We start from the raw sequence: 20,900 nt of genomic DNA, 5'->3' as shown, positions 1-20,900 counted from the left end.
GATGATGAAGGCTCGCTCTCAGGGCGGTCTACAGGTCCGGGATGTCGTGGTGGTGGCGCCGGATGTGCGCCGTGAAGGCCCGCATGTATCCGGTCAGAAACTCGGCGACGGACGGCACCTGGATGTCGCCCTCGTCGTTGATCAGGCCCTTGGTGAACTGGATGTAGGCCTCGGGCTGACCCAGCACCGGGGAGTTGGTGAAGGACAGGATGGCCTTGAGGTGCTGCTGTGCGACCGCGGTGGAGATCGGGCCGGGTGAGGCTCCGATGATCGCGGACGGCTTGCCGTTCAGCACGTTGGATCCGTAGGGCCGGGTCGCCCAGTCGATGGCGTTCTTCAGCGCGCCCGGTACGGACCGGTTGTACTCGGGTGTGACGAACAGGAGGGCGTCGGAGGCTTTGATCGCGTCCTTGAACTCCTGGGCCACGGCGGGGTAGTCCGGGTCGTAGTCGTAGCTGTACAGGGGCAGCTCGCCGATGGGGATCTCCGTGAGGCGGAGTTCCGGCGGCGCGAGACGGCTCAGAGCCAGAGCGAGAGTCCGGTTGATCGACTTCTGGGACAGGCTCCCGACGATGTAACCAACGATGTAAGTCATTGCGTTTCCTTTCAAGAAATCGGCCTCGGAAGAGGCGGGAAGGAGGCCGTGCCGACGAGGTCTTCGGGCTGCCGGGCGCGTCGCGCTCACAGCAGTGCCGGGGAACGTCTTGCGCCTGTTCGGTGACGGCGAGGCCCGGGGTGATCACGCTGGCGGAGATGTCGTAGCCGCCCGGTCCATGGGCGAGCCGGCCGCGACCTAGGGGGTCCGGAGCCGGATTTGACGACACGTACTCATCAATCGGGGGCCGGTGAAATTGATCTCGAGGACGCGCGGGGCTAACCCTCGACGAACGCGACCGTCTCGTCGAGCGGTGCCCGGCCCGTACGGACGTACTCCACCGTGACGTCCTCGAACCCGATCGACATGCCACAGAAGAGGATGAGGCCGTCCGGGGGTGAGAGGATCTCCGCGACGGTCCTGCGATACACCGACCACGCCATCTGCGGGCAACTGTGCAGCCCTTCGGCACGCAGCAACAGCATGACGGTCTGCAGGTACATGCCGACGTCGGCCCATTGGGGCGGGCCCATGTCGCGGTCGATGTAGCAGAACAGCGCGGCGGGCGCGCCGAAACACTGCCAGTTCTCGGCGGCGGCCCTCTGGCGCGCCTCCCAGTCCTCACGCACGATGCCGAGTGCGCTGTAGCGCTCCTGGCCGAAGGCGGATCGGCGCTCGTGGTACGGGGTCTTCAGCGCGGGCGGGTACATCTCGTACTCGCGCTCGTCCCAGGGGTCGCCTGCGGCCAGGCGCTCGCCGGCGCGCTTCTTGAGCTCGGCCAGCGGCTCGCCGGTCAGCACGTACGCGTGCCATGGCTGGAGGTTCGATCCGGACGGCGCCCAAGCCGCGGCGGACAGCACGCGCTCCAGCACCTCCCTCGGGACAGGCCGGTCGGTGAATCCGCGCACCGCCCGTCGGCTCGTGACTGCCTCATAGACGTCCAAGATCACCTACCTCCTCAACGCGTTAATTTCACTACATATGAGACCGTATCACAAGCGATAGTATCATTCAATACTATTCAGTGGCCGTACGAGCCCCGTGCATCGCGGAGGGAATGGATTCAACGCCAGCCGATGAGGTGCGCAACGGCACCGCCAGGACAGCGTCCCCGCCCGAAGCCGGCGGGGCGCCAGGCAACCGGCGCACAGGCGCGCTTACGCCTCGCCGTCCGCTGGATAGGCGAACCGGGTCAGCAGATCCCTCAGGAGTTCGGCCTCGCCGGGCCCCAACGCGGTAACCAGGCGCGCATCCACCGGCTCCGCCGCCACATGGGCCGCATCGAAAAGCTCGACGCCTTGAGGCGTGATCTCCACTGCCCGAACCCGTCGGTCCCCCGGCACGCTCTTGCGTACGGCCAGCCCCTTACGCTCCAGGTCGTCCACGACCCGCATGATTCCGGCCTTGTCCGACCCGGTCGCCGCCGCCAGGTCCCGCTGCACCGTGGGCCCGCGCTCGATCAGCACGATCAGCACGGCGAAATGCCGCAACTCTATGCCGAGCGGCCGAAGCGCCTCTGTCATCACCGTGGCCGCGCGCCAGTGCGCCTGGCGCAGCAGCAGGCCGAGAGCGAAAGGTGATGCATCCCCAGGGCGGTCGGTCGTTCTGCGGGGAACGTCGGCTGTCATCAACCCATGTTATCAGACATGCTCTCATTCGATACGGTATCGGATGAAATTAATGCACGTCAGCGGGAGGCGAGAGGGGTTTTCGGACTCGACGCGGGTGAGCTTCTCAGGGTTGCGGACGTAGTAGAGGCCGGTGACGCGGGCGCTCTCCACGCGGAAGGCCAGCACCCCGTCGATCACGCCGTCCAGGCGCAGGATGAGCCCGGGGTTGCCGTTGACCGTCGTGAGCTCAGATCGGACGCGGCGGAAACGCCCCTGCGCGGCCGGCCTCCTGGCGGTCATGGTCCTATGGAGAAGATCGCGACAGGTATGACGATGGAGGAAGACACAGTGAAGCGCATCGGCATCATCGGGGTGGGCGAGATCGGCCGAGCCATCGTGGCGGGGCTGTGTGAGGGAGCCGACCGCTCCCCCGAGGTGTTCCTCTCCCCCCGGGGAGCCGGCACGGTCGCGGCGCTGTCCGAGCGCTACGAGAGCGTGCGGGTGTGCCCCGGCAACCAGGAAGTGGTGGACGGCTCCGAGGTGGTGATCATCGCCGTACGCCGCCAGGACCGGCACGAAGCACTGGCCGGGCTGAGGGTGGACGGCGACAAGGTGGTGGTCAACGTGATGGCCGGGGTCGGCAACGACGACCTGCGCCGGACGCTCGCCACCGACGCCCCGCTGGTACGGGCCATCCCCCTGCCCACCGTGCGCGAACGCCGCTCCGTCACGGTGACGTACCCGTCGCACCCAATGGTGGACTCCCTCTTCGAGCACCTGGGCGGGGTGCTCCCGGTCGCGGACGAGGCGGCCTTCAACGTCTTGTCCGCACTGACGGGAACGCTGACCACCCACTACTCGTATCTCGCCACGCTCACGTCGTGGACCGTCGATCACGGCATCGACCCCGACGACGCGGACCGCTACGTTCGCGGCCTCTTCCAAGGGGTCGGCCGTTCCCTGAGCGACGAGACCCGTTCGCTGCACCAGCTCGCGGCCGACCACGAGACCCCGAACGGGAACAACGAACGCATCCGCACCACCTGGTTCACCCCGGCCAACGCCGAAGCCCTCAACAGGGCCCTCGACGACCTCCTCGCCGATCTCTGAAGCCCGGTGAGTTCACCGCTGTCCGCCGGTCGCCACCAGCTCCCCGGCGAAGTGGCAGGCGGCCAGTTGCCCGCCCGGGGTCTCGGCGAGCTGCGGCTCCTGCTCGGCGCAGATCGTCCGCTCCACGGCACGGCCCACGTGTCGCGCTTCCACAAGGTCAGATCGAACGGCATTCCATGCGGTAAGGATCGGCTTGCCGATCCGACCGAGCGCGTGCGGGTCATCGACCCGGCTGATCCACCACCTGCCGAGACTCAGCGCCGCCACGCCATCCGGCACGCCCCGGTTTCGGCTGAGTCTGCGCCAACACCGGCCACTAATGCTCATGTTGGGTTCGGTAGGTAGGTCCGCCAGGGGTAGCGCCCGGTGTGGTGCGACGGGGATGTGGGAAGCCGTATGACGGCGAGCATGCCTGTGGCGCGGTCAAGTCCGAACTGGTCGTCGGCTCCAATTGTGGTCGTGGTGGCGTAGGCAGCCTGCCTTTCCTCGGGGGGCTGGTCTTGATGGATCAGACCAACCTGGGTCCAGCCCAGCTCGTCATTGATCGCCCGATACAGGTCGGCGTCGTGGCGTGCGTGCTGCTCGTCGGCGGCGAGGACGTGGACGCCACCAAATTCCGGGTACTGCTGAGCGAACCGGCTGTACACGAAGATGGGAAACGCTGCGGCGAGAGCTCGATCACGGGCGGTGGGAAGGAACTCGGCCAGCCTTTGAATGTCACGGGTTGCCTTCTCGCTTCCTGCGGCCTCGTCGAGCATGAGGAGACCTGTGCCCATCTGCACGTCGCTCATGACGATCCCGGTTGAACGCAGGGTAGCTTCGCAGATCAACGCGACGAACTCTGTTGTGGTAAGACCGGCAACTTTCAGCGCGCTCTTCAGGAGACGACCGTCTTTGCGTCGTCTGAACAGGCCCATTGGTCATCGATTCCCTTCGGCTGGCCGCAGGGAAGCGGCGCCCGTGGCACAGGACCTACCTGCATGGTCTCGGGACCCCTCCCAGGCGGCCTTCTAAAGATCATAAGGGCCCACTTTGCCGAAAGCATCAGGACCGGTCCCGAAGCTAACGGGGTACACCCAGGTCAGTGGGCCTCTGCCGTAGCGGCAATCGTTATCTTGGGTTCTTGGGTCTTCTCACAGGTCAGGGAAAATGTGATCTTGTCAGGCACGTAAGGCATATGCGCTGGCGTGCACTGGCGGTGCGGTGCGGCGCCGACCCCGATGTCGTGGCGGGCGAACTGCGTGCCGATCCGGCCCGGGCCAGGGCGCGGGCCCGGCAGGTGCTGGCAGCCGAGGCGACCTCGTCCCACAGCGGCCGATCGCCGACCTGCTGGACGGAGATCTGCGAGTCCGGCCTGCAGGTGACTGCAGCCCACGAGCGTGGCACGTTGGGATCCTTCAGCCACATGCGCCACCATGCGCCGTCCTCATCGACGCCACTGCTGGTGTGGGAGATGATCCCGTCAGCGCCGAGATGGCCAGGTCCGCGCCCGCGGAAAGCTGGTCAAGCGCCCGCGGGTCGGCGGCCATCGTCACTCTTTGTTCACTTGGTCCCGCCTACGCTGCCCTTCGGCCGACAACCGGGGAAAAGAGGACGGTCTTGCGCAGGAGAATCCGGGTCGCGATCGCAGCGGTCCTGACATTACTGGTATCCATGGTCATCGCCTCGCCGGCGCACGCGGTAGAGGGCGACTACGCCAAGTTCGGCGAAGGCATCACCCCGAACACCCCGGCCGTGGTGTCGGTGCCGGGGCACACCATCAGGATCATCCGGGGGAACGACGGCAGGCTCTACTGGTCCGACCAGATGAGCGACTTCGTGCTGATACCCGGGGCATGGCGAACCCCGTTCGCGCCCACGGCGGTCGTCTATCGCGGCATCCTGTGGGTGTTCATCCGCGGCAACTCGGACAACAGGCTCTACTACGCCAGGCTCACCGACGCCGACAACAACACCTGGAGCCCGTGGACCGGCATTCCGGGCGCCGCCTCGCTGGGCTCCCCGTCGGCCGTGGAACTGGGCCAGGCGCTGCACGTCTACTACACCGGCACCGACTATCGCATCTACCACGCCCAGTACGAGGACAGGTGGCACTTCACGGGCCAGGAGGTCGCCGGGATGGGCCGGTCGGAGTCGCCGCCCACCGCCGTGCGCTACGACTACCCCAACGCGCAGATCATGCTGCTGCACCGCGGCACCGACAACCGCATCTACCGCCAGGTGTGGAACCCGCGGAACAACTCCTACAACGGCTGGCGGGCGATCGGGAACATGCGGACGGCGCTGCGGATCGCGGCGGCCTCAGACCCCGACAACTACTCGATCGTGCAGCTCGCCGCGCGCGGCAGTGACGGGCTCGTGTGGCATGCCACTCTGACGGGCGACTACCAGACCTACCCCTGGGTCCCGGTGACCGGGCTGCAGTTCCACACCGACGCCGCGCCGACCTTGTACACGGCGGCGAACGTCATCGGCCAGATCGCCGTCTACCTGGTCATCACGCTGCGGGGATACAACGACCTGTGGGCCAAGCGGCTGAACTGACCGGCTGCTGATTGTCGCCAATCTGGGTGGGGCGCGAGGGGGCGCCCCCATTTCGGGTGCCACCGGAATACGGCAGATTCGGGCCGCCGAGGCCCCTGAACTGCGAAGATGCATGTCTCGTCGCAGGCCGTCCAGAAACGACGTTCTCGGATGACGGGCTCACCTGCGCGAATGCCGTCCGAAAACCTACGTCCAAGAAGTCGCTGCCGCTCGACGGCCCATACCAGCCGTATTCCGGTGGCACCCCATGAGGGCCGGAGGTTCGAGCCACGACCCCGCCCGGTCACGCTCAGGACGCGGGGCAGGAGATGTCGCGCTGGGGCATCCGGCCGTCGACCAGGTAGCTCGTGGCGACGTTCCACGCGCAGGCGTTGCCGCCGAGGAGGTAGGCGCCGTGACCTGCGGCGTCGACGCTCACCAGGCGGGCGCGGTCGCCGAGCTTCTCGCGGAACATCTCACCGCCGCGGTGCGGGGTGGGGACGTCCCGCTCGTTCTGGACGAGCAGGATGTTGGCCGGCCCCTCGTCGGTCAGCTTGACCGGGGGCTCGGCCGGCTCGTGCGGCCAGTAGGCGCACGGGGTGATGTTCGCGGCGGCGGCGCCGTACAGCGGGTACCGCTTGCGGTCCTGGGCCACGGCGCGGCGATACGTGTTCACGTCCTCGGGCCAGTTGACGTCGTTGCAGGTCACGGCCAGGAACACGGTCCAGGAGTTGTCGTAGGACGACAGGTCGGGCTGGTCGTCGAGCGGGTTGCCGCCGGTGAGCAGGGTCTGCCAGAGCTGCGCCGCCGAGGTGTACAGCGTCTTGTTGAAGAGGATCCCGAACACGGAGTTCCGGAAAAGAGCGCCGTCGAGGCCCGGCACCGGCTGCTTGTCGAGGCGTTCGGCGATCTTGAAGTACGTGGCGCGCACCTCCTGCGGCGTACGGCCCAGGCCGTAGCTGCCGTGCCGCTGCGCCGCCCACTTGGCGAAGTCCGGGAAGGTCTGCTCCATGCCCAGGGCGTAGCGGCGGAGGCCGTCGGGGTCGAGGTGGGTGTCGCCGATGTTGCTGTCGAGCACGACCCGATCGGACCGCTCGGGGAACATCGACGCGTAGGCGGCGCCCAGCGCCGTACCGTAGGAGAACCCGAGGAAACTGGCCTTCCGCTCGCCGAGCGCGGCGCGGATCCGGTCCAGGTCGCGAGCGGTGTTCGCGGTCGTCAGGTGGCGCAGGCGGTCGTCACGGTCCTTCTTCGCGCACTGCTCCGCCACCCCCTTGACGACCTTCGCCTGCTTGAGGACCGCCGCGTCGTCGACCGCGTACGGCGGCAGGTTCCCGACGTACGGTCCCTTGCCGGTGAATCCGCAGCTCACGGGTGCCGAATGCCCGATGCCTCTGGTGTCCATGCCGATCACGTCGTAGCTGTCGGTCACGCTCACCGGCATCCCCCGGGCCACCAGGAACCCGGGGAACGCCAGCCCGGACCCGCCGGGGCCACCCGGGTTGAGCAGCAGGATGCCGCGCCGCTTGGCCGGTTTTTCGCTGGCCAGCCGGGAGATCATGATGTTGATCTCGCCGCTCGCCGGATCGGCGTAGTCCAGAGGCACCGGCACGGTGGCACAGTCCAGCTTGGACGGCGCGGCCGCGGTCACGACGTCCTTGGGACACTCGCCCCACGACACCTCTGCGGCGGACTCGGCCGCGGTGGGTGCTGCGGCGGACTCGGCCGCGGTGGGTGCTGCGGTCGATGTGCCGGCGATGCCGATCACTGACATCACCGCCGTCGCCGCCAGTTTTCGTGGCATGCCGCGCTGTCTGATCACGTAGCTCCTCCTCGGGCTGCTTGTGACAGCGAGCTAACAGCGTGCCCTTGGGGCACGGTCAAGCAGTGCCCCGCATCCGGTCGCAAAGTGGTTCGGGCAGCCCACCGCCATGTGGGCGTCGTTTTGACCGTGCCCCAGGGGCATGGTGTGAACTTGCAGTCAAGGAAGCGTGAGGCGTCGGCGAGGGAGGTGGAGACATGGCGTGGAGCACTCGGCAACTGGCCAAACTCACGGACTCGACGGTGAAGGCCATCCGGCACTACCACGAGATCGGGCTGCTGGACGAGCCCGAGCGCGCGGCCAACGGCTACAAGCAGTACAAGGTCGCGCACCTGATCCGGATGTTGCAGATCAAGCGGCTGCGTGATCTGGGGGTGTCGCTGTCGCAGATCGCGGCGATGGAGCGGGCCGACGAGGATCCGGACGAGGCGATCCGGCTGCTGGACGCCGAGCTGGCGGCGACGATCGAACGCCTCAATCGGGTACGCGCGGAGCTGGCCGTCATCCTGCGCCACCGCGCGCCGATGCATGTGCCGCCCATGCTCGCCCCCATTTCCCAAGACCTCTCCGACAGAGAGCAGTCCTTGCTCACCGTCTATTCGGCCGTCTTCAGCGAGGAGAGCATGGAGAAATTCCGCCAGATCATCGCCGAGGACGACGACATCCAGGCCGCGCTCGATGCCCTTCCCCCGGATGCCGACGATGCCGCGATCGCCCGGCTCGCCGAGCGGATGGCGCCGATGGTCCGCAGGTCGCGGGAGAAGCACCCGTGGCTGCACGACCTGATGGCGGATTCGCCACTGGGGGTGGAGCTGGCAGGGAACACGCTGGCGCACGCGGTGGTGGAGTTCTACAGCCCCGCTCAGATCCGCGTCATGCAGAGCGTGAACGCCATCCTCGAGGAGACAGCCGCAGATGACGACCAGACCCCGCCAAAGCCTCACGCGCAAGCGTGAACGAAGAACGACGACCAGAGCCTGACATGTTCAAGGAGCGGCGCAGAAGCCGGGCCATGCAACGAGTTCAGCCGGGAGACGGCCGCCCACTCAAGCGTTTTCGCTGGTGGCAGCCGCCTACCCGCGCTTTGTTCTACCTTCCGCTGCGGACCGCCGACGGCCGTCAGGTGGTTTACGCCGTCGACGTCAGCCATGTGGGGCGGTTCTTCTCCGAGGACGGCAAAGGGAAAGCCCACCTGTATCTCGACGGCAGGCATCACGCCGAGTCCAGGCTCCCCGCTGTCTTTCCCGTCCAGGACGGCGTGATCGAAGTGGCGGGGACCGCCTTCGGCCTCAAGCGCTGCCACTACGTCACCCCCGAGGGGGCCGAGCAGCAACTCGTCCCGGACCGGCGCTCCGGCGAAGGGCGCCGCGCCTACCTCGACCGCGAGCACCCCGGACTCAGCCGCTTGATCAGTTTCACCTCGCTGATCATGCTCGTCACCCCGCTGCTGCTGCTCATCCCGCAGCTCATCGAGGTGGCCTTCAAGTTCCCCCCGGTGTTCGAGCGCTTCGGGACCTTCACCTCACCCATCAAGCTGCCGGTGTGGCTCAACATCGCGCTCACCATCGGTGGTGCGGCGGCCGGCTGGGAGCGCGCGCTGCGCCTGCGCTACAACTGGCTGCTGGACTCCATGGCCAAGGGCTGATCCGGCGCGTCGCGGAACAGGTCCAGCCGCTCTGCCAACGGCTCCATACCGGCCGACCGATAGGTGGCGACGGCGCCGGCGTTGGCACTCTGGCAGCACACGACCACGCTGGACGACCCCAGCTCCCGTAGCGTGCGCGCCGCCGCGACCGTGACCGCCCGACCGTGACCACGGCCGCGATGCGCCCGATGCACCGAGCGAGGCATCCGGGGGCGGTGTGGAAGCGGGACCGGGCCGAGGCAGCACCCATTCGGTACGCATGGTCTCCGCGGTCGGCCGCCGACTCCCGGCGCACTGCACCGCGGTCGGGAAGATGCTGCTGTCCGCCCTGCCTCCGGAGGCACTTGATACGCGCTACCCGCACGACCGGCCCCTCCAGCCGATGACCCCGAACAGCATCACCACGCCCGCCCGGCTCCGCGCACAACTGGCCGAGATCCGGCAGGCAGGCGTGGCCTACGACAACTGCGAGTCCAACGAAGCGGTCGCCTGCGTCGCCGTCGGCGTACTCGATCACACTGACCGCATGGTGGCCGCGATGAGCGTCTCGGTGCCCACCGTCCGCTGGACCGATCGGCGCCGAGAGCAATGGACCGACCTCGTCCGCACCGGCGCCGCCACCCTCTCCCGCCGCCTCGGCCACCAGGACGGCCCGCAGGCCCGGCACCGCTCGTGACCCGTGTCAGAAGGCGGGCTCTGGTCTATGCTCGCATCGGCGACCGCGCCAACCGGCTCGTGCCGCACCTGCCTGTCTGGCGCGCGTCCTGGGCCGTCCACCTCCATGGTCAGGAGAGCGGGCAACGGCACCGAATGCTCAGTGAGCACACCCCGGTGTACTCCTACGGGTTCGCCGACCGTACCGCGCCGCCGATCTTTCCCCTTCCCGGTGGCGTGGAGCCGCTCGCCTCGCACGGATCGGAACTGTCGTTCCTGTTCCCCGGGGCTGCGCTCACCCGCGAGCAGCGGAAGCTCGGCGACATGATGATCACGTACTGGTCCCGCTTCGCGGCGACCGGCGACCCCAACGCTCCTGGCCTGCCGCGCTGGAGCCCCGTGCGCACCGGGCATGTCCATCGCCTGGCTCCGGGCCCCGGTGGCGTCGGCATCTACGATCAGGACGCCCTCCACAAACTGGCCTTCTGGGACCGCCTGGCCGACCGCTGACCTGCCGGACCCCATCGGGGCGGCGTGGTTCGGAGGAGTGAGCCAGTGCGGCATGACGAAGGGCTCGCCCCAGAGGTTCAGGGGCGCGCCCGTGGCGGCGTCTGGCGGCCTGTCAGGGGGCACCGATGGTGGTGCGCCGGGCGGCGGTGCGCATGTCGGCCAGGGCGCGCATCGCCATGCGGCGGGTGACCTGAGTGCCGTTGAGGCGGCGCAGGCTGTGCTCGGCGAGCTCGCCGGCGCTGGTGCCGATCGCGGCGGTCAGGTCGGCGGAGCCGGTCGTGGCCATCAGGTCAGCGGCGACACCGACCTCGCCAATGGCGGGCAGCTTGCGCGCGTACGCCGTGGCGATCGCCTCGATGGCGCAGTCGTAGTTCAGCCAGCGCACCGGTTCCGGGATGCGCGACCTCGACCAGAGCGGGCAGCGCGAGCTTCAGGCCGCCGGGCGTCGGGTCGCGCGGGCGGTGAGGCGTTCCCAGTTGCGGTGGGCGATGTCGGCCTTCTGCCCGTCGGTGAAGGGCGCGTCCTCCAGGAAGGAACGGGCGGCACCATTGCTGGTGTCGACATAGGGGAAACCGCCTGGCCGGAATCCGTAGGTGAAGGGGTAGTCGGTGGAATACAGCATCCGGTCTGTGCCCATGACCTCGGCGGTCCAGCGCAGGTAGCGTGGGCTGTTGGTGCCGCTGCCGGCGACCCAGAAGTTCTGCTTGAAGTAGTCGGCGAGCGGCCGCTGAAGGCCGCCGGCCTGGGCGAAGAATCCGGTGTGGTCGAGGTAGAACATGACGACCTCGCCCCAGTGTCCGGCGATCACCTGCAGCTCGGGGAATCGGTCGAAGACACCTGAGAAGATCATCCGCAGGTACTGGATGCCCAGGTCGTAGTACCAGCCGATCGCCGCTCCGGCCAGCGCCGTGCCGATCGGGCCGATGTCGGAGTAGTAAGCGTCTATCACCGGCTTGGCCGGCATCTGCGGGTGGAAGTGCAGCGGCACACCGAGCCGCTCGGCGGTGGCGTACAGCTCATCGTTGCCAGGGTGGTCAGCCAGTTTGTCCCCGGTGCGGCCGTACAGCATGGCGCCGGGGAAGCCCAGCTCGGCCACCGCCCGCTCCAGCTCGGCCGCGGCCGCGGCCGGCGACTGGGTGGGGATCGCGGCGAACGCCTGGAAACGGTCGGGACGCGAGGCGACGATCTCCGCGAGCTGGTCGTTGGCCTCGCGGGCCACCGCGATCGCCTCGGCCTCGGGCAGGCCCTGCACGCCGGGCGAGGACAGGGACAGTACGGCGACGTCGATGCCCTGGTCGTCCATGTGGGCCAGCCGCTGCGCGCCGGCCTCGCGCAGGTTCTTGGCGATCGGGCCGTCGCCGAAACCGCGGGCGGGGATCTGTGCTGATCCGGCTCGCTGATACGCCTCGTGGACGGCGGGTACGACGACGGTCTCTTCCACTCCGATGATCCGCAGACGGTCGGACATGCTGACGCTCCCCCATATGGGTGTTTCCGATGACAACAGAGGAACGTTATCACCATTATTATCAACGTCAATTAAATATTGTTTACGATGATAGGATCAGAGCTACGCAGTAAGCGTTATCATTGATAGATGGCTGACCCGAACCCTGCGGGGCTTGCTGCGGAGCCCAGCGTCACAGCGCGTGAGCAGACCCGCCGCCGGATTATCGACGTCGCGATCGACCTGTTGGAGCGCGGAGGCCGCGATGCGGTTACCACCCGCGCGGTCGCTGACGCCGCCGGGCTGCAACCACCGGCCCTGTACCGGCTGTTCAGCGACAAGGAGGGACTGCTCGACGCCGTGGCCGAACACGGCTTCATCCGGTTCCTGGCCGCCAAGCACCTCGACCCGGACCCGCAGGACCCCATCAAGGAACTACGCGCCAGCTGGGATATCGCGGTCGAATTCGGACTGGCCAACCCCGCGCTGTACGCGCTGATGTACGCCGAGCCCGCCAGGTCCACCACCGCTTTCCGAGCCGGCCTCGAACACCTCAAGGAGCGCATCCGCCGCCTGGCCATCACAGGCTTGCTGCGCGTCGAGGAGAATCTCGCGGCTCAGATCATCCACGCCACCGCACGCGGCGCCGTCCTGACTTGGCTGTCCCTGCCCGAGTCCCAGCGTAACCCCGCCCTCCTCCTCGCACTGCGCGAAGCAATGATCACTGCTGTCACCACCCAGGAAGCGGCCGTGCAGGAACGGGGCCCGGCCGGCGCCGCCCGAGCCCTGCGCGCCGCATTGCCCGACCAGGACGTTCTTAGTCATGCTGAACAGCGGCTACTGACGGAATGGCTGGATCGACTGTCCGCATAGCCGTCCCTGCTGCGCAGCCCGAGTACGAGAGAGACAGCAGCCGTTTCACAGGCGACCACCCAATGCCGCGAAGTTAACGATCACGGGGGCGTGTCCAGAGCGGTTGGGTGCGCGATCCGGTAGATGCCCGGAGCGGTCTTGGTGAGTCTGCCCCGACGGGCCCAGGCGGACATCTGGACGTAGAAGCTGTGGAGACTCTGCTTACCGGTGATGCCGAGGGCGGCGGCGATGTCCTGGGCTCGTCGTGGGCGTTCTGGAGTCTGCTGCAGGATGGCCTGGGCTTTCTGCCAGCGGCTTTGAGCGGGTGTGGCGCCTTTGGCCTGGTCGGTAGGCCGGGATTGGCGGTGCCGCTGGGTGCCGCTGAACTGGTGAGGCGGGCTGGGGCTGGCCGCCTTCCGCCGGGCAGACGGCGAGGAGGGCGGCGAGGTGAACCCGAGCACGCCGGTGTTCGAGCAGTCGATCGAGAACATCGGCGCCGCGGTGATGGGCAGGAACATGTTCGGCCCCATCGGTGGCGGCCCCTGGGTCGACGAGCAGTGGAAGGGCTGGTGGGGCGACAACCCGCCGTACCACTACGACGTGTTCGTCGTGACCCATCACCCGCGCGGCCCGGTGGAGATGGAGGGCGGGACCACCTACCACTTCGTCACCGACGGGATCGAGTCGGCACTCGACCAGGCGAAGAAGGCCGCCGACGGCAAGGACGTCATGGTGTGGGGCGGCGGCCAGGTCGTCCGGCAGTACCTGGCCGCGGGGCTGCTGGACGTGCTCGAACTGCACGTCGTCCCGGTGCTGCTCGGCGGTGGTCCCCGCCTCCTGGAGAATCTCGGGGACGTACGGCTTGAGCAGGTACGGGCCGTCGAGGCGCCCGGCGTCACCCACCTCAAGTACCGGAGAGTGTCATGAACCGCCTCCAGACGTTCATCGACGACGTCGCACTCGTGGTGGCCAGCACCGGCGACGAGCACGAGATCACGGCGCGGGTCGGCGAACTGATGTCGGCGCTCCTGGCCGAGGGGTTACCGGCTGCCGCCGGAGCTGACGCGGGCCTCGGCCGCGCGTCACCTGACGTACCCGATGTACATCGCCCCCGACGACAGCTGGTCGATGGCGTCCGTGGTCTGGGACGTGGGCCAGCGGACCAACGTGCACTCACACGAGACGTGGGGTGTCGTCGGCATCTACGCCGGGGTCGAGCACGAGACCCGCTACCTCAAGCCGACCGAGTCCACCCCGAGCGGGCCGCTGACGCCCGCCGGCGACGCCCGGTGGACGCCGGGGCAGGTGACCGTCTGCTGCACCACCGATGACGACGTGCACGCCGTCGCCGCCGTCGGCAGCGAGCCCACCATCGGGATCCACGTGTACGGCGGCAACATCGGCACGACCAAACGGCGGGAGTACGACCCCGAGACGGGCGAAGTGCGCTGGTTCGTCTCCGGCTGGGACAAGCCTTAGGGGTGCGGCAGCTCCGCGGTGATCTTCTGGAGCAAGGTGCGCAGGGTCGCCCGCTCGGCCTGGTCCAGCGGGCCGAGGATGTCCTGCTCGACGGCGGTCATCGCGCTGTCCAGCCCGGCGATCAGCTCGTTGCCGGCCGGTGTCGCGTACACCCGCTTGCTGCGGTCGTCACCGTGCTCCATGCGGCGTTCGACGAGACCGCGGCGTTCCAGGCCCTGGAGCAGGCTGGAGACGGCCGCCGCGCTCGTACGGGTCCGCCGTGCGATGTCGCGCTGGATCGCCCCGGGGTTCTGCACCAGGTAGCCGAGCGCGAACCCCTCCGGCCTTCCGTGACCCCCATTGGGGCGCCCCGGCGGAGGGCAAAGGAGCTGTACGCGGTGGCCCATGTAAACCCCTACGGCCGGTTCCGGCTGGATATGGACACCCGGCTCGACCTCACTGCGGCGTGAGCGGACCTTCGGTGGGATGACATCGGCCCGCTGCAAGCCTTACCTGTGGTCGCGGAGGAAGGCGGAGATGCCGGTGCGGGTTGGGTAATAGGGAAGGGGCGACGGCTCGCTCTGGAGGAACGCTGTGATGGCGGCGGCGCGCTCGTTGTTGTCGTCGAGGCCGTTCCACATGCGGTGTCCGACGCCGGGCATGTATTGGGCACCGGTGGTCAGGAGCTACTCAGGTGCCGAGCGAAGAATAGGATCGAGCTGTCGATTTCGAAAGACGGGATTCGGAAGTGGCCTCCGGGGTTGGCGTGCAGGGTTTTCTCGGCGGAGCCGAGTGCGTCGAACAGCTTCATGACCGAGTCCCGCGGATTATCTTCATCGTCCCACTGCAGTACGAACTCGACCGGGATCGTGATCCGCGCCGCGATGTCGATGAGCCAGTCGCTTCCCACGAGGCCCAAGACCGCGGCTGTGATCCGAGGTTCGGTCGCGACGAGGCGGATGCCCATCTCACCGCCCTGGGACAGACCGTAGTACCCGACGGGCTGGCTGTCGCCGACGGAATCCAGTTTCTGGAGCGCGTCGAGGGTGGTCTGCCAGTCGGGGATGAGCTGCGCCGCCACGGTTTCGTTGAGGGCGGGCCACTCCGGGCAGGACCGGAAGGGCTCGCCCGCGGCCTCTCGTTCCTGGATGAGCGCCACCAGCCGCCGGATTTCCGGGTGTTCCGGCCTGTCGCCGGTACCTGGGGCGTCGATCGCGGCGACCGCGAAGCCGCAGGAGGTGACGTAGGGGAAGGCCCGAGAGACGACCTCCCATCCCTTCTTGTGCTGGCCGCCGCCATGCCCGATCAGGACCAGTGGGTGGGGACCGGTGCCCTCGGCGGGCGTCCAGAGCGCCCCGGGGATGTCTCCAATGGTGAAGAGTTGCTCGCGGATGCCGTCGGTGCACGTTTCCGAGGTGATGTGCATGGCGGTATTAGACCGGCATTCCCGCTGACGCGCGAGTCGATTATCTGCCCGTCGTTAACCGGCTGATAGGAAGGACATCCGAGGGTCATTGGCCCACATCATGTACGTGATAATGATCTTTTATCCCGTACATGAGCGATCATGGCGGCGCGGTGACCAGGAGAACCCTCCGCCGGGGCGGTGCGCGATTCCGGCACGTTATCCGGTACATCATCCGGGCCGGTGTGACGAGTGCCGCCGGGCGGCCAGCATGAGTACCGCGCCGAAGGTCGCCGCCCTGCGCGGCGGGCACGTCACCCTCGCCGCGGCCGTCGACGCCTTCCTCGCGATCCCGCGCACCGCCAACCCCAACACCCACCGCGCCTACGCCTCGGTCATCGACCGCGTCATCGCCCTGCTCGGCCGCGACCGGCCACTCGCCGACGTCGCCGACGCCGAGATCGGCGCCGCACTCGCCGAGCTGTGGGGGGCGAGCGCGCTGGCAACCTGGAACCGCAACCGCGCCGCCATCACCTCCTGGCTGCTCTGGTGCCAGACCAAGAAGCACTGGGCCGCCCCGTCGGTCCCGGCCGACGCCGAACGCCGCAAAGAGAGCGCCGACGAGACCCGGGCGGTGGCCAAGACCACCATCCACCGGCTGCTGTCGCGCCGCGACATCCCGCTGCGGAAGCGGGCGCTGTGGCGAATGCTCTACGAAACAGCGGCCAGAGCCGCCGAGATCCTCGCGCTCAACGTCGAAGACCTCGACCTGGAGCACCGGCGCGCTCCCGTCCGGTCCAAGGGCGGCACCACCGAATGGGTGTACTGGGACAGCGGCACCGCCCACCTGCTGCCCCGCCTGCTCCGGCTCCCCGACGGCAGCACGCGCACGCACGGTCCGCTGTTCCTGTCCGAACGCCGCCCCGTTCCGGCCCGCCGCCCGGCCGCCGCCGACATCTGCCCGCACACCGGCCGCGCCCGCCTCGGCTACGACCGCGCCCGCGTCCTGCTCGACAAACACGCCAGCCTCGACCTGCACCAGCTGCGCCACAGCGCCGCCACCCACCTCGGCGACGCCGAAGTACCCTCCAGCTCATCATGGCAAGACCCGCCACAAGAACCCCCGCACGGCCATGCGCTACGTCAAACCCGGCGCCGAAGCCATCGCCAAGGTCACCGAGGTCCTGGCACCCCGCCGCCGCACCCACTGACCCTCGTTCGAAGAGTCAGCTGACCGATCCGGAACCGTCCTCGGCCAGATTGCTCTGGGTTTCCCCGGCCATTTATCGCCGGAGCTCACAACTTTGCGGCTGGTGACGCGGACCCGAGTGGGGGCCCTGGTAGGCGTCGTCGTGACCGGGGTCGCTGTCAGGGGGGTGCTGTCAGGGGTGATGCTGGGTGGGTGCGGCCGCAGGCCGGGGATGGATCCGTCGGGCAGCTGGGCCTGGGCCAGGTGGTGCCACAGCCGTTCGTCGAGGGCGGGCTGGGGCAGGCAGGCGTCCACGGCCAGCAGTTCGCCTAGCAGGTCCCAGTCTTCTTCCTCGCACCACACCTGACACCAGGCCGGGAGCCAACCGCTGAGGTAATCGGCCAGGGCAGCGGGCAGACGGGCGGGTGATCGACCCCAGTCGGTCAGATAGAACACGGTGTGGGTGAGGGCATAGGCGTTGTCATGGTCGAGGAGCCAGGGCTCGGGAGCATGCCCGAGCCAGGTCTTGGCGATGATCTCCTCGATGTCGTCATGCACGGGCAGCCCGAGAGTTCGCTGGGTGGTCAGGCGGCCCAGACGTCTGCGGGGGGATTCGTCGAGAGCGGCCCAGTGGCGCGTGCTCACCAGATGCCCGGCCAGGTGCTCAACGCCGGCATGACTGGCGCCGGTTTCTTTCAGCAAGCGTAGAAGATCAGCGGCCTCGCGAGGTGCGGCTCGGCCTTCAGCAGCGCATACAGCACCTCACCGCGGTGCTCGCTCAGCCGCATGCGGCCGAGATGGCGATGCAGCCAGCGCAACGCCTGCTCGGCGATGTGGTCGAACACCGCGCTGTTCATGTGCTCTCCCGGTTCAAAAACGCACGCGCGGCTTGGAGATGCCGCGCGGCCACGGCGTCGTGGGCGGCGAGCTGGGCCAGATGATCGATGCCGGTCTTCAGCCGGAGCGTGGGCGGTGCCGCCTTGGCCAGGGCCAGCCATGCGGCACCGGCGGCCTGTCGCCAATCACGTCGCATCAGGGCACGGGTGAAGCGCCGCGCGAGGTCGACGGCGCGCTGTGCGGCGATGGTGAGCAGTTATCCACCCGCATCCCGCTCCTGTCCATTGAGGCCCTAGCAAGATCGTTCTCCTCGATAACGGCTGTCCGCCGGTTCCTCAACCCCGGATGCCGTGATCCCGGTGCCGCCCCGCTGCATCGGACTATCAGGGCCGAAACGACGGAAGCGCCCCGCCCCCCTACCGGGCGGCAGTCAGGGCGGAACGCATCTCCTTAGCCGAGAAGGCGCGAGTTACGGAACCCCTCCAAGTCACGCTGCGAATCGCTGAAATGGAGAGGAATAACAATGTCCGTCAGCAATGCCTCACAATTGACGAGACACGACCAGAGAGCCCGTGACTGAACTCCTTACTACTTTTTCCTACGGGTACGCGCCAGCATACGTTCTTGCCTCCCTCCAGGTCGGTGATGATTACAGTGAAGTATCTGACGTCACTACAGTGATTGTTGACGTAGACCCGAGTGTTGAGAGTCCCCCTTTCCCAGGAGAAATTGATGTTCCCGTCCTCCCATTCGCAGCTGAACGACCGAGACTCCATGGTTTCCACCGGGTCCGACACCCTGGATCCTGACGCGTTCTCTGCTGGCGTGATCACTGCGGAAGTTTCGGCGATCGCGGGCGATCCGGTCCCGACTAATCCGACCATTCCCAGTACAGCCGCGCTGAGGAACACGATGGCCTTCCGTCGCATGATGATTTCCCTTCGTGAATTTTGACTGTCGAGCATGAAACGAAGTCAGAAACTGGATTCTGACGCAGATCGAAGAAGTGCGACCCAGATTGAATCCCGGACTTCGCTGACACATAGAGCAACGGTCGCCTATCCGGATGAAACCATGCTGAAATTTGACTGAAATCCCTGGTCGGGGCATCGCCTACTCGGGCGATGTCGCCCAGTAGCACCAGAAAGGGGGCCGCGCCACCCCGTAACGGGTGTCCGGCGTGATGGCGCCGTTCCAACTCCTGTCCCACCCATAGGTCTCGGGAACTGCAGAAGAGCTGCACCCAGAGAAGATCGACCGGTTGTCGTGCCGGCTGCCGCTCTCGACCTGGTGCCCGGGTATGCTCACCACGCGCGCAGAGGAACAAGACTCCGCGCATTCAGCCGAACCCAAGGGCTGAAACCATCCATGATGCGTGAAGACCTCTCGGTTCAACCTGATGAACCTTCAGTTCGCGTGAACTCTGGGAGATCATGGGGGGCAGCCCACATAAGCCCAAAACCCACATTGGGATGATCTTGAAGCGGAGATCGGCAAGCGTTCACGCTGGTTGAGGTCGAATGCTGCCACGGATAATGCCCTATTATCTGGGGCATCGTTGATCGCGACCTGCGGCGACGGTTCAGGGCCGCTACGCGAAGCGGCCCTGTTATCTGTGGCAGGGGGAAGCGGTGGCCACCGTCGCGCAGCTGCCCGCCGGGAAGGCGCTCACCGTCCGCGGCGCCGCCGACGCCTTCCTCGACGCGCTCGGCAACCCGAACACGGTGCGGAACTACGCGATCGGGGTCGGCAAGACCGCCGAACGGGTCGGCGAGGGCCGGCCGCTCGGGCAGGTCGCGGACGACGAGATCGGCGAGGCCCTCGAAGCGCTGTGGGGCTCGACGGCGGTGAACACCTGGAACGCCCGCCGGGCGGCGGTGCTGTCCTGGCTCGCCTGGTGTGCCGAGCGTGGCTTCGACGGCCCGGAGGTGCCGGCCTGGGCCAAGCGCTTGACCCCGCCGGACTCCGAGACGCCGGCGCGCTCGAAGATGGCGATCGACCGGCTGATCGCCCGCCGCGAGGTGCACCTGCGGGAGAAGTGCTTCTACCGGATGCTGTACGAGACCGTGGCGCGGGCGGAGGAGATCCTGCCGCTGAATATCGAGGACCTGGACTTCGCTGGCCGCCGCGCGCTGGTGAAGGCCAAAGGCGCGCAGTCCAAGGCCCGCCGCCGCGGCCAGGCCCGCGAGGATTTCGTGCTCGAGCCGGTGTACTGGGACGCCAGCACCGCCCGGCTGCTGCCGCGGCTGCTGAAGAACCGCACCCGCGGCCCGGTGTTCGTCACTCACCGCCGCCCTGGGCCGGGCAAGGTGGTCTCGTCGCGGGACGTGTGCCCGGATTCCGGGCTGGCCCGGCTGTCGTACGGCCAGGCCCGCGCCCTGCTGGACGAGCACACCGCGCTGCACGGGGCGGGCACAGGCTGGGATCTGCACGAGTTCCGGCACTCCGGTCTGACCCACCTCGGGGAGTAGGGGGCGAGCCTGCTGATGTTGATGGCCAAGTCGCGGCACAAGAAGGCAGAGAACGTCCGCCGCTACTTCAAGCCGTCGCCGGACACCATCGCCGAACTCACCAGCCTGCTCGCACCCGGCGACACACGCCGAGGCGGCGGCACGTGACCGAGTCGGCCAACCCGTCGACCCTGATCATCCCGACCGACCCGAAACCACCGAGCCCTGGAGTTGACATGGCTGACATGATCGTGCCCGACCCCGTCACGCGGGACATTCTCGCGACCTTCGAAAACGTGCGCTACCAGCTGTTCGGGCGCCTGGAGGGCCTGACCGACGCCGAGTACCACTGGGAGCCGGTCGGCGACTGCATCGGCATCCGCCCCGGCGACGACGGCCTCTTCCGCGTCGCCATGCTCTTTCCGGAATCGAGTCCGGAGGCGCCGGACCCCGTCACGACGATCGCCTGGCGCATCTGGCACATCGGCAACCTCTGCCTGCGAGGCTACGTGATCTACCTCTTCGACGACGTTCCCGACTACGGCGACCGCGATGTGTGGCCGGGCACCGCCAAAGAAGGCATCCAGGCGCTCGCCGAGGACTGGGAGCACTTCATCTCCCGGATCGCAGCCCTCGGCGACAAGCGCCTGTTGGCGCCGATAGGCATGGGCCCCGGCGGTTGGGCCGATGAGACCTATCTGAAGCTCGCGCTGCACGCTCTGAAAGAGGTCACACATCACGGCGGCGAGATCGGCCTGCTGCGCGACCTGTACCTGCGCGAAGCCGTCTGATT

30 protein-coding genes are annotated in these 20,900 nt (G+C 67.7%); 14 read left to right on the top strand and 16 right to left on the bottom strand.

What is annotated here, in order from left to right; genetic code table 11:
• Positions 1-28: 28 nt before the first annotated feature.
• From ACWDX9_RS15395 to ACWDX9_RS15380, 4 genes are all read right to left on the bottom strand, one after another.
• Positions 29-595: an NADPH-dependent FMN reductase gene (locus ACWDX9_RS15395; RefSeq protein WP_449953778.1), complete on the bottom strand. Its 567-nt coding sequence runs from the start codon at positions 593-595 to the stop codon at positions 29-31.
• A gap of 278 nt (positions 596-873) precedes the next feature.
• Positions 874-1,545: a nitroreductase gene (locus tag ACWDX9_RS15390; protein WP_449953775.1), complete on the bottom strand. Its 672-nt coding sequence runs from the start codon at positions 1,543-1,545 to the stop codon at positions 874-876.
• Positions 1,546-1,752: 207 nt separating this feature from the next.
• On the bottom strand, positions 1,753-2,223 hold the full coding sequence (locus ACWDX9_RS15385) for a MarR family winged helix-turn-helix transcriptional regulator (protein ID WP_449953773.1): 471 nt from the start codon (positions 2,221-2,223) through the stop codon (positions 1,753-1,755).
• A gap of 24 nt (positions 2,224-2,247) precedes the next feature.
• Positions 2,248-2,505, bottom strand: coding sequence for a hypothetical protein (locus tag ACWDX9_RS15380; protein WP_449953770.1), 258 nt, complete (start codon positions 2,503-2,505; stop codon positions 2,248-2,250).
• Between the two features lie 48 nt (positions 2,506-2,553).
• Between ACWDX9_RS15380 and ACWDX9_RS15375 the strand changes: the two genes are divergently transcribed.
• Positions 2,554-3,315: an NAD(P)-binding domain-containing protein gene (locus ACWDX9_RS15375; protein WP_449953767.1), complete on the top strand. Its 762-nt coding sequence runs from the start codon at positions 2,554-2,556 to the stop codon at positions 3,313-3,315.
• A gap of 12 nt (positions 3,316-3,327) precedes the next feature.
• Here the strand turns inward: ACWDX9_RS15375 and ACWDX9_RS15370 are convergent, their stop codons facing one another.
• Together ACWDX9_RS15370 and ACWDX9_RS15365 are read right to left on the bottom strand one after the other, a co-directional pair.
• On the bottom strand, positions 3,328-3,453 hold the full coding sequence (locus tag ACWDX9_RS15370; RefSeq protein WP_449953765.1) for a hypothetical protein: 126 nt from the start codon (positions 3,451-3,453) through the stop codon (positions 3,328-3,330).
• Positions 3,454-3,638: 185 nt separating this feature from the next.
• Positions 3,639-4,232, bottom strand: coding sequence for a hypothetical protein (locus ACWDX9_RS15365; protein WP_449953762.1), 594 nt, complete (start codon positions 4,230-4,232; stop codon positions 3,639-3,641).
• A 682-nt stretch (positions 4,233-4,914) separates the two neighbouring features.
• Between ACWDX9_RS15365 and ACWDX9_RS15360 the strand changes: the two genes are divergently transcribed.
• Positions 4,915-5,859 carry a hypothetical protein gene (locus ACWDX9_RS15360; RefSeq protein WP_449953760.1) on the top strand — a complete coding sequence of 315 codons (945 nt, stop codon included), beginning with the start codon at positions 4,915-4,917 and terminating at the stop codon, positions 5,857-5,859.
• 289 nt (positions 5,860-6,148) lie between these two features.
• Here ACWDX9_RS15360 and ACWDX9_RS15355 read toward each other — a convergent pair whose 3' ends face one another.
• Positions 6,149-7,660, bottom strand: coding sequence for an alpha/beta hydrolase (locus tag ACWDX9_RS15355; protein WP_449953757.1), 1,512 nt, complete (start codon positions 7,658-7,660; stop codon positions 6,149-6,151).
• A gap of 197 nt (positions 7,661-7,857) precedes the next feature.
• Here ACWDX9_RS15355 and ACWDX9_RS15350 point away from each other — a divergent pair, with 197 nt between their 5' ends.
• Both ACWDX9_RS15350 and ACWDX9_RS15345 read left to right on the top strand, forming a co-directional pair.
• The gene (locus ACWDX9_RS15350; RefSeq protein WP_449953754.1) at positions 7,858-8,616 is read left to right on the top strand and encodes a helix-turn-helix domain-containing protein; all 759 of its coding nucleotides are present in this window, start codon (positions 7,858-7,860) and stop codon (positions 8,614-8,616) included.
• A gap of 167 nt (positions 8,617-8,783) precedes the next feature.
• On the top strand, positions 8,784-9,305 hold the full coding sequence (locus ACWDX9_RS15345) for a hypothetical protein (protein WP_449953751.1): 522 nt from the start codon (positions 8,784-8,786) through the stop codon (positions 9,303-9,305).
• Here ACWDX9_RS15345 and ACWDX9_RS15340 read toward each other — a convergent pair.
• Positions 9,269-9,511, bottom strand: a complete 243-nt coding sequence (locus tag ACWDX9_RS15340; RefSeq protein ID WP_449953748.1) for a GNAT family N-acetyltransferase — start codon at positions 9,509-9,511, stop codon at positions 9,269-9,271. The two genes, ACWDX9_RS15345 and ACWDX9_RS15340, sit on opposite strands and share 37 nt — an antisense overlap.
• An 11-nt stretch (positions 9,512-9,522) precedes the next feature.
• On the opposite strand from ACWDX9_RS15340, the gene ACWDX9_RS15335 reads away from it, so the two are divergent.
• Together ACWDX9_RS15335 and ACWDX9_RS15330 are read left to right on the top strand one after the other, a co-directional pair.
• Complete coding sequence (locus tag ACWDX9_RS15335; protein WP_449953746.1) at positions 9,523-9,981, top strand: IclR family transcriptional regulator; 459 nt, start codon at positions 9,523-9,525, stop codon at positions 9,979-9,981.
• A gap of 134 nt (positions 9,982-10,115) precedes the next feature.
• Positions 10,116-10,469: a carboxylesterase family protein gene (locus ACWDX9_RS15330; RefSeq protein WP_449953743.1), complete on the top strand. Its 354-nt coding sequence runs from the start codon at positions 10,116-10,118 to the stop codon at positions 10,467-10,469.
• Between the two features lie 112 nt (positions 10,470-10,581).
• On the opposite strand, the gene ACWDX9_RS15325 is transcribed toward ACWDX9_RS15330, so the two are convergent.
• A complete protein-coding gene (locus ACWDX9_RS15325; RefSeq protein ID WP_449953741.1) occupies positions 10,582-10,854 on the bottom strand; it encodes a hypothetical protein in 273 nt (90 codons plus the stop codon).
• Between the two features lie 45 nt (positions 10,855-10,899).
• Positions 10,900-11,937 carry an amidohydrolase family protein gene (locus ACWDX9_RS15320; RefSeq protein ID WP_449953738.1) on the bottom strand — a complete coding sequence of 346 codons (1,038 nt, stop codon included), beginning with the start codon at positions 11,935-11,937 and terminating at the stop codon, positions 10,900-10,902.
• Between the two features lie 129 nt (positions 11,938-12,066).
• Between ACWDX9_RS15320 and ACWDX9_RS15315 the strand changes: the two genes are divergently transcribed.
• From ACWDX9_RS15315 to ACWDX9_RS15305, 3 genes are all read left to right on the top strand, one after another.
• Positions 12,067-12,789 (top strand): TetR/AcrR family transcriptional regulator, encoded by a 723-nt coding sequence (locus ACWDX9_RS15315; RefSeq protein ID WP_449953735.1) that lies wholly within the window; start codon positions 12,067-12,069, stop codon positions 12,787-12,789.
• 426 nt (positions 12,790-13,215) lie between these two features.
• The gene (locus ACWDX9_RS15310) at positions 13,216-13,695 is read left to right on the top strand and encodes a dihydrofolate reductase family protein (protein WP_449953732.1); all 480 of its coding nucleotides are present in this window, start codon (positions 13,216-13,218) and stop codon (positions 13,693-13,695) included.
• 171 nt (positions 13,696-13,866) lie between these two features.
• Entirely contained in the window at positions 13,867-14,247 is a 381-nt protein-coding gene (locus tag ACWDX9_RS15305; protein ID WP_449953731.1) for a hypothetical protein, read from the top strand.
• Here the strand turns inward: ACWDX9_RS15305 and ACWDX9_RS15300 are convergent.
• The 3 genes from ACWDX9_RS15300 to ACWDX9_RS15290 all read right to left on the bottom strand — a co-directional run bounded on the left by ACWDX9_RS15300 (position 14,244) and on the right by ACWDX9_RS15290 (position 15,652).
• Positions 14,244-14,633, bottom strand: coding sequence for a MarR family winged helix-turn-helix transcriptional regulator (locus ACWDX9_RS15300; RefSeq protein WP_449953728.1), 390 nt, complete (start codon positions 14,631-14,633; stop codon positions 14,244-14,246). The two genes, ACWDX9_RS15305 and ACWDX9_RS15300, sit on opposite strands and share 4 nt — an antisense overlap.
• A 102-nt stretch (positions 14,634-14,735) precedes the next feature.
• Positions 14,736-14,888 carry a hypothetical protein gene (locus ACWDX9_RS15295; RefSeq protein WP_449953725.1) on the bottom strand — a complete coding sequence of 51 codons (153 nt, stop codon included), beginning with the start codon at positions 14,886-14,888 and terminating at the stop codon, positions 14,736-14,738.
• A gap of 17 nt (positions 14,889-14,905) precedes the next feature.
• Complete coding sequence (locus ACWDX9_RS15290; protein WP_449953722.1) at positions 14,906-15,652, bottom strand: dienelactone hydrolase family protein; 747 nt, start codon at positions 15,650-15,652, stop codon at positions 14,906-14,908.
• A 250-nt stretch (positions 15,653-15,902) separates the two neighbouring features.
• Between ACWDX9_RS15290 and ACWDX9_RS15285 the strand changes: the two genes are divergently transcribed.
• A complete protein-coding gene (locus ACWDX9_RS15285; RefSeq protein ID WP_449953719.1) occupies positions 15,903-16,865 on the top strand; it encodes a tyrosine-type recombinase/integrase in 963 nt (320 codons plus the stop codon).
• On the opposite strand, the gene ACWDX9_RS15280 is transcribed toward ACWDX9_RS15285, so the two are convergent.
• The 3 genes from ACWDX9_RS15280 to ACWDX9_RS15270 are packed head-to-tail and all read right to left on the bottom strand — an operon-like array spanning position 16,770 to position 17,853.
• Entirely contained in the window at positions 16,770-17,522 is a 753-nt protein-coding gene (locus tag ACWDX9_RS15280; RefSeq protein WP_449953716.1) for a DUF6895 family protein, read from the bottom strand. The two genes, ACWDX9_RS15285 and ACWDX9_RS15280, sit on opposite strands and share 96 nt — an antisense overlap.
• Positions 17,516-17,677: a hypothetical protein gene (locus tag ACWDX9_RS15275; RefSeq protein WP_449953713.1), complete on the bottom strand. Its 162-nt coding sequence runs from the start codon at positions 17,675-17,677 to the stop codon at positions 17,516-17,518. The genes ACWDX9_RS15280 and ACWDX9_RS15275 overlap by 7 nt, the downstream gene beginning before the upstream one ends.
• A complete protein-coding gene (locus tag ACWDX9_RS15270) occupies positions 17,674-17,853 on the bottom strand; it encodes a hypothetical protein (protein ID WP_449953710.1) in 180 nt (59 codons plus the stop codon). The genes ACWDX9_RS15275 and ACWDX9_RS15270 overlap by 4 nt, the downstream gene beginning before the upstream one ends.
• A 536-nt stretch (positions 17,854-18,389) precedes the next feature.
• On the opposite strand from ACWDX9_RS15270, the gene ACWDX9_RS15265 reads away from it, so the two are divergent.
• From ACWDX9_RS15265 to ACWDX9_RS15250, 4 genes are all read left to right on the top strand, one after another.
• Complete coding sequence (locus ACWDX9_RS15265; RefSeq protein WP_449953707.1) at positions 18,390-18,611, top strand: hypothetical protein; 222 nt, start codon at positions 18,390-18,392, stop codon at positions 18,609-18,611.
• A 677-nt stretch (positions 18,612-19,288) separates the two neighbouring features.
• Positions 19,289-20,128 carry a tyrosine-type recombinase/integrase gene (locus ACWDX9_RS15260; protein ID WP_449953705.1) on the top strand — a complete coding sequence of 280 codons (840 nt, stop codon included), beginning with the start codon at positions 19,289-19,291 and terminating at the stop codon, positions 20,126-20,128.
• A gap of 21 nt (positions 20,129-20,149) precedes the next feature.
• On the top strand, positions 20,150-20,275 hold the full coding sequence (locus ACWDX9_RS15255) for a hypothetical protein (protein ID WP_366329341.1): 126 nt from the start codon (positions 20,150-20,152) through the stop codon (positions 20,273-20,275).
• Between the two features lie 68 nt (positions 20,276-20,343).
• Positions 20,344-20,898 carry a DinB family protein gene (locus ACWDX9_RS15250; protein WP_449953700.1) on the top strand — a complete coding sequence of 185 codons (555 nt, stop codon included), beginning with the start codon at positions 20,344-20,346 and terminating at the stop codon, positions 20,896-20,898.
• Positions 20,899-20,900: the final 2 nt, after the last annotated feature.

It is taken from the genome of Nonomuraea sp. NPDC003201 (genome assembly GCF_053590415.1).
This window is presented reverse-complemented; position numbering and strand designations above follow the sequence as displayed.

What these genes read in the sequence shown, in the direction of transcription:
- ACWDX9_RS15395 (WP_449953778.1), bottom strand. Translation starts at nt 595, where the DNA reads ATGACTTACATCGTTGGTTACATCGTCGGGAGCCTGTCCCAGAAGTCG.
- ACWDX9_RS15385 (WP_449953773.1), bottom strand. Translation starts at nt 2,223, where the DNA reads ATGACAGCCGACGTTCCCCGCAGAACGACCGACCGCCCTGGGGATGCA.
- ACWDX9_RS15380 (WP_449953770.1), bottom strand. Translation starts at nt 2,505, where the DNA reads ATGACCGCCAGGAGGCCGGCCGCGCAGGGGCGTTTCCGCCGCGTCCGA.
- ACWDX9_RS15365 (WP_449953762.1), bottom strand. Translation starts at nt 4,232, where the DNA reads ATGGGCCTGTTCAGACGACGCAAAGACGGTCGTCTCCTGAAGAGCGCG.
- ACWDX9_RS15350 (WP_449953754.1), top strand. Translation starts at nt 7,858, where the DNA reads ATGGCGTGGAGCACTCGGCAACTGGCCAAACTCACGGACTCGACGGTG.
- ACWDX9_RS15340 (WP_449953748.1), bottom strand. Translation starts at nt 9,511, where the DNA reads ATGCCTCGCTCGGTGCATCGGGCGCATCGCGGCCGTGGTCACGGTCGG.
- ACWDX9_RS15330 (WP_449953743.1), top strand. Translation starts at nt 10,116, where the DNA reads ATGCTCAGTGAGCACACCCCGGTGTACTCCTACGGGTTCGCCGACCGT.
- ACWDX9_RS15320 (WP_449953738.1), bottom strand. Translation starts at nt 11,937, where the DNA reads ATGTCCGACCGTCTGCGGATCATCGGAGTGGAAGAGACCGTCGTCGTA.
- ACWDX9_RS15315 (WP_449953735.1), top strand. Translation starts at nt 12,067, where the DNA reads ATGGCTGACCCGAACCCTGCGGGGCTTGCTGCGGAGCCCAGCGTCACA.
- ACWDX9_RS15305 (WP_449953731.1), top strand. Translation starts at nt 13,867, where the DNA reads ATGTACATCGCCCCCGACGACAGCTGGTCGATGGCGTCCGTGGTCTGG.
- ACWDX9_RS15300 (WP_449953728.1), bottom strand. Translation starts at nt 14,633, where the DNA reads ATGGGCCACCGCGTACAGCTCCTTTGCCCTCCGCCGGGGCGCCCCAAT.
- ACWDX9_RS15295 (WP_449953725.1), bottom strand. Translation starts at nt 14,888, where the DNA reads ATGCCCGGCGTCGGACACCGCATGTGGAACGGCCTCGACGACAACAAC.
- ACWDX9_RS15290 (WP_449953722.1), bottom strand. Translation starts at nt 15,652, where the DNA reads ATGCACATCACCTCGGAAACGTGCACCGACGGCATCCGCGAGCAACTC.
- ACWDX9_RS15285 (WP_449953719.1), top strand. Translation starts at nt 15,903, where the DNA reads ATGAGTACCGCGCCGAAGGTCGCCGCCCTGCGCGGCGGGCACGTCACC.
- ACWDX9_RS15275 (WP_449953713.1), bottom strand. Translation starts at nt 17,677, where the DNA reads ATGAACAGCGCGGTGTTCGACCACATCGCCGAGCAGGCGTTGCGCTGG.
- ACWDX9_RS15270 (WP_449953710.1), bottom strand. Translation starts at nt 17,853, where the DNA reads ATGCGACGTGATTGGCGACAGGCCGCCGGTGCCGCATGGCTGGCCCTG.
- ACWDX9_RS15265 (WP_449953707.1), top strand. Translation starts at nt 18,390, where the DNA reads ATGTTCCCGTCCTCCCATTCGCAGCTGAACGACCGAGACTCCATGGTT.
- ACWDX9_RS15255 (WP_366329341.1), top strand. Translation starts at nt 20,150, where the DNA reads ATGGCCAAGTCGCGGCACAAGAAGGCAGAGAACGTCCGCCGCTACTTC.
- ACWDX9_RS15250 (WP_449953700.1), top strand. Translation starts at nt 20,344, where the DNA reads ATGGCTGACATGATCGTGCCCGACCCCGTCACGCGGGACATTCTCGCG.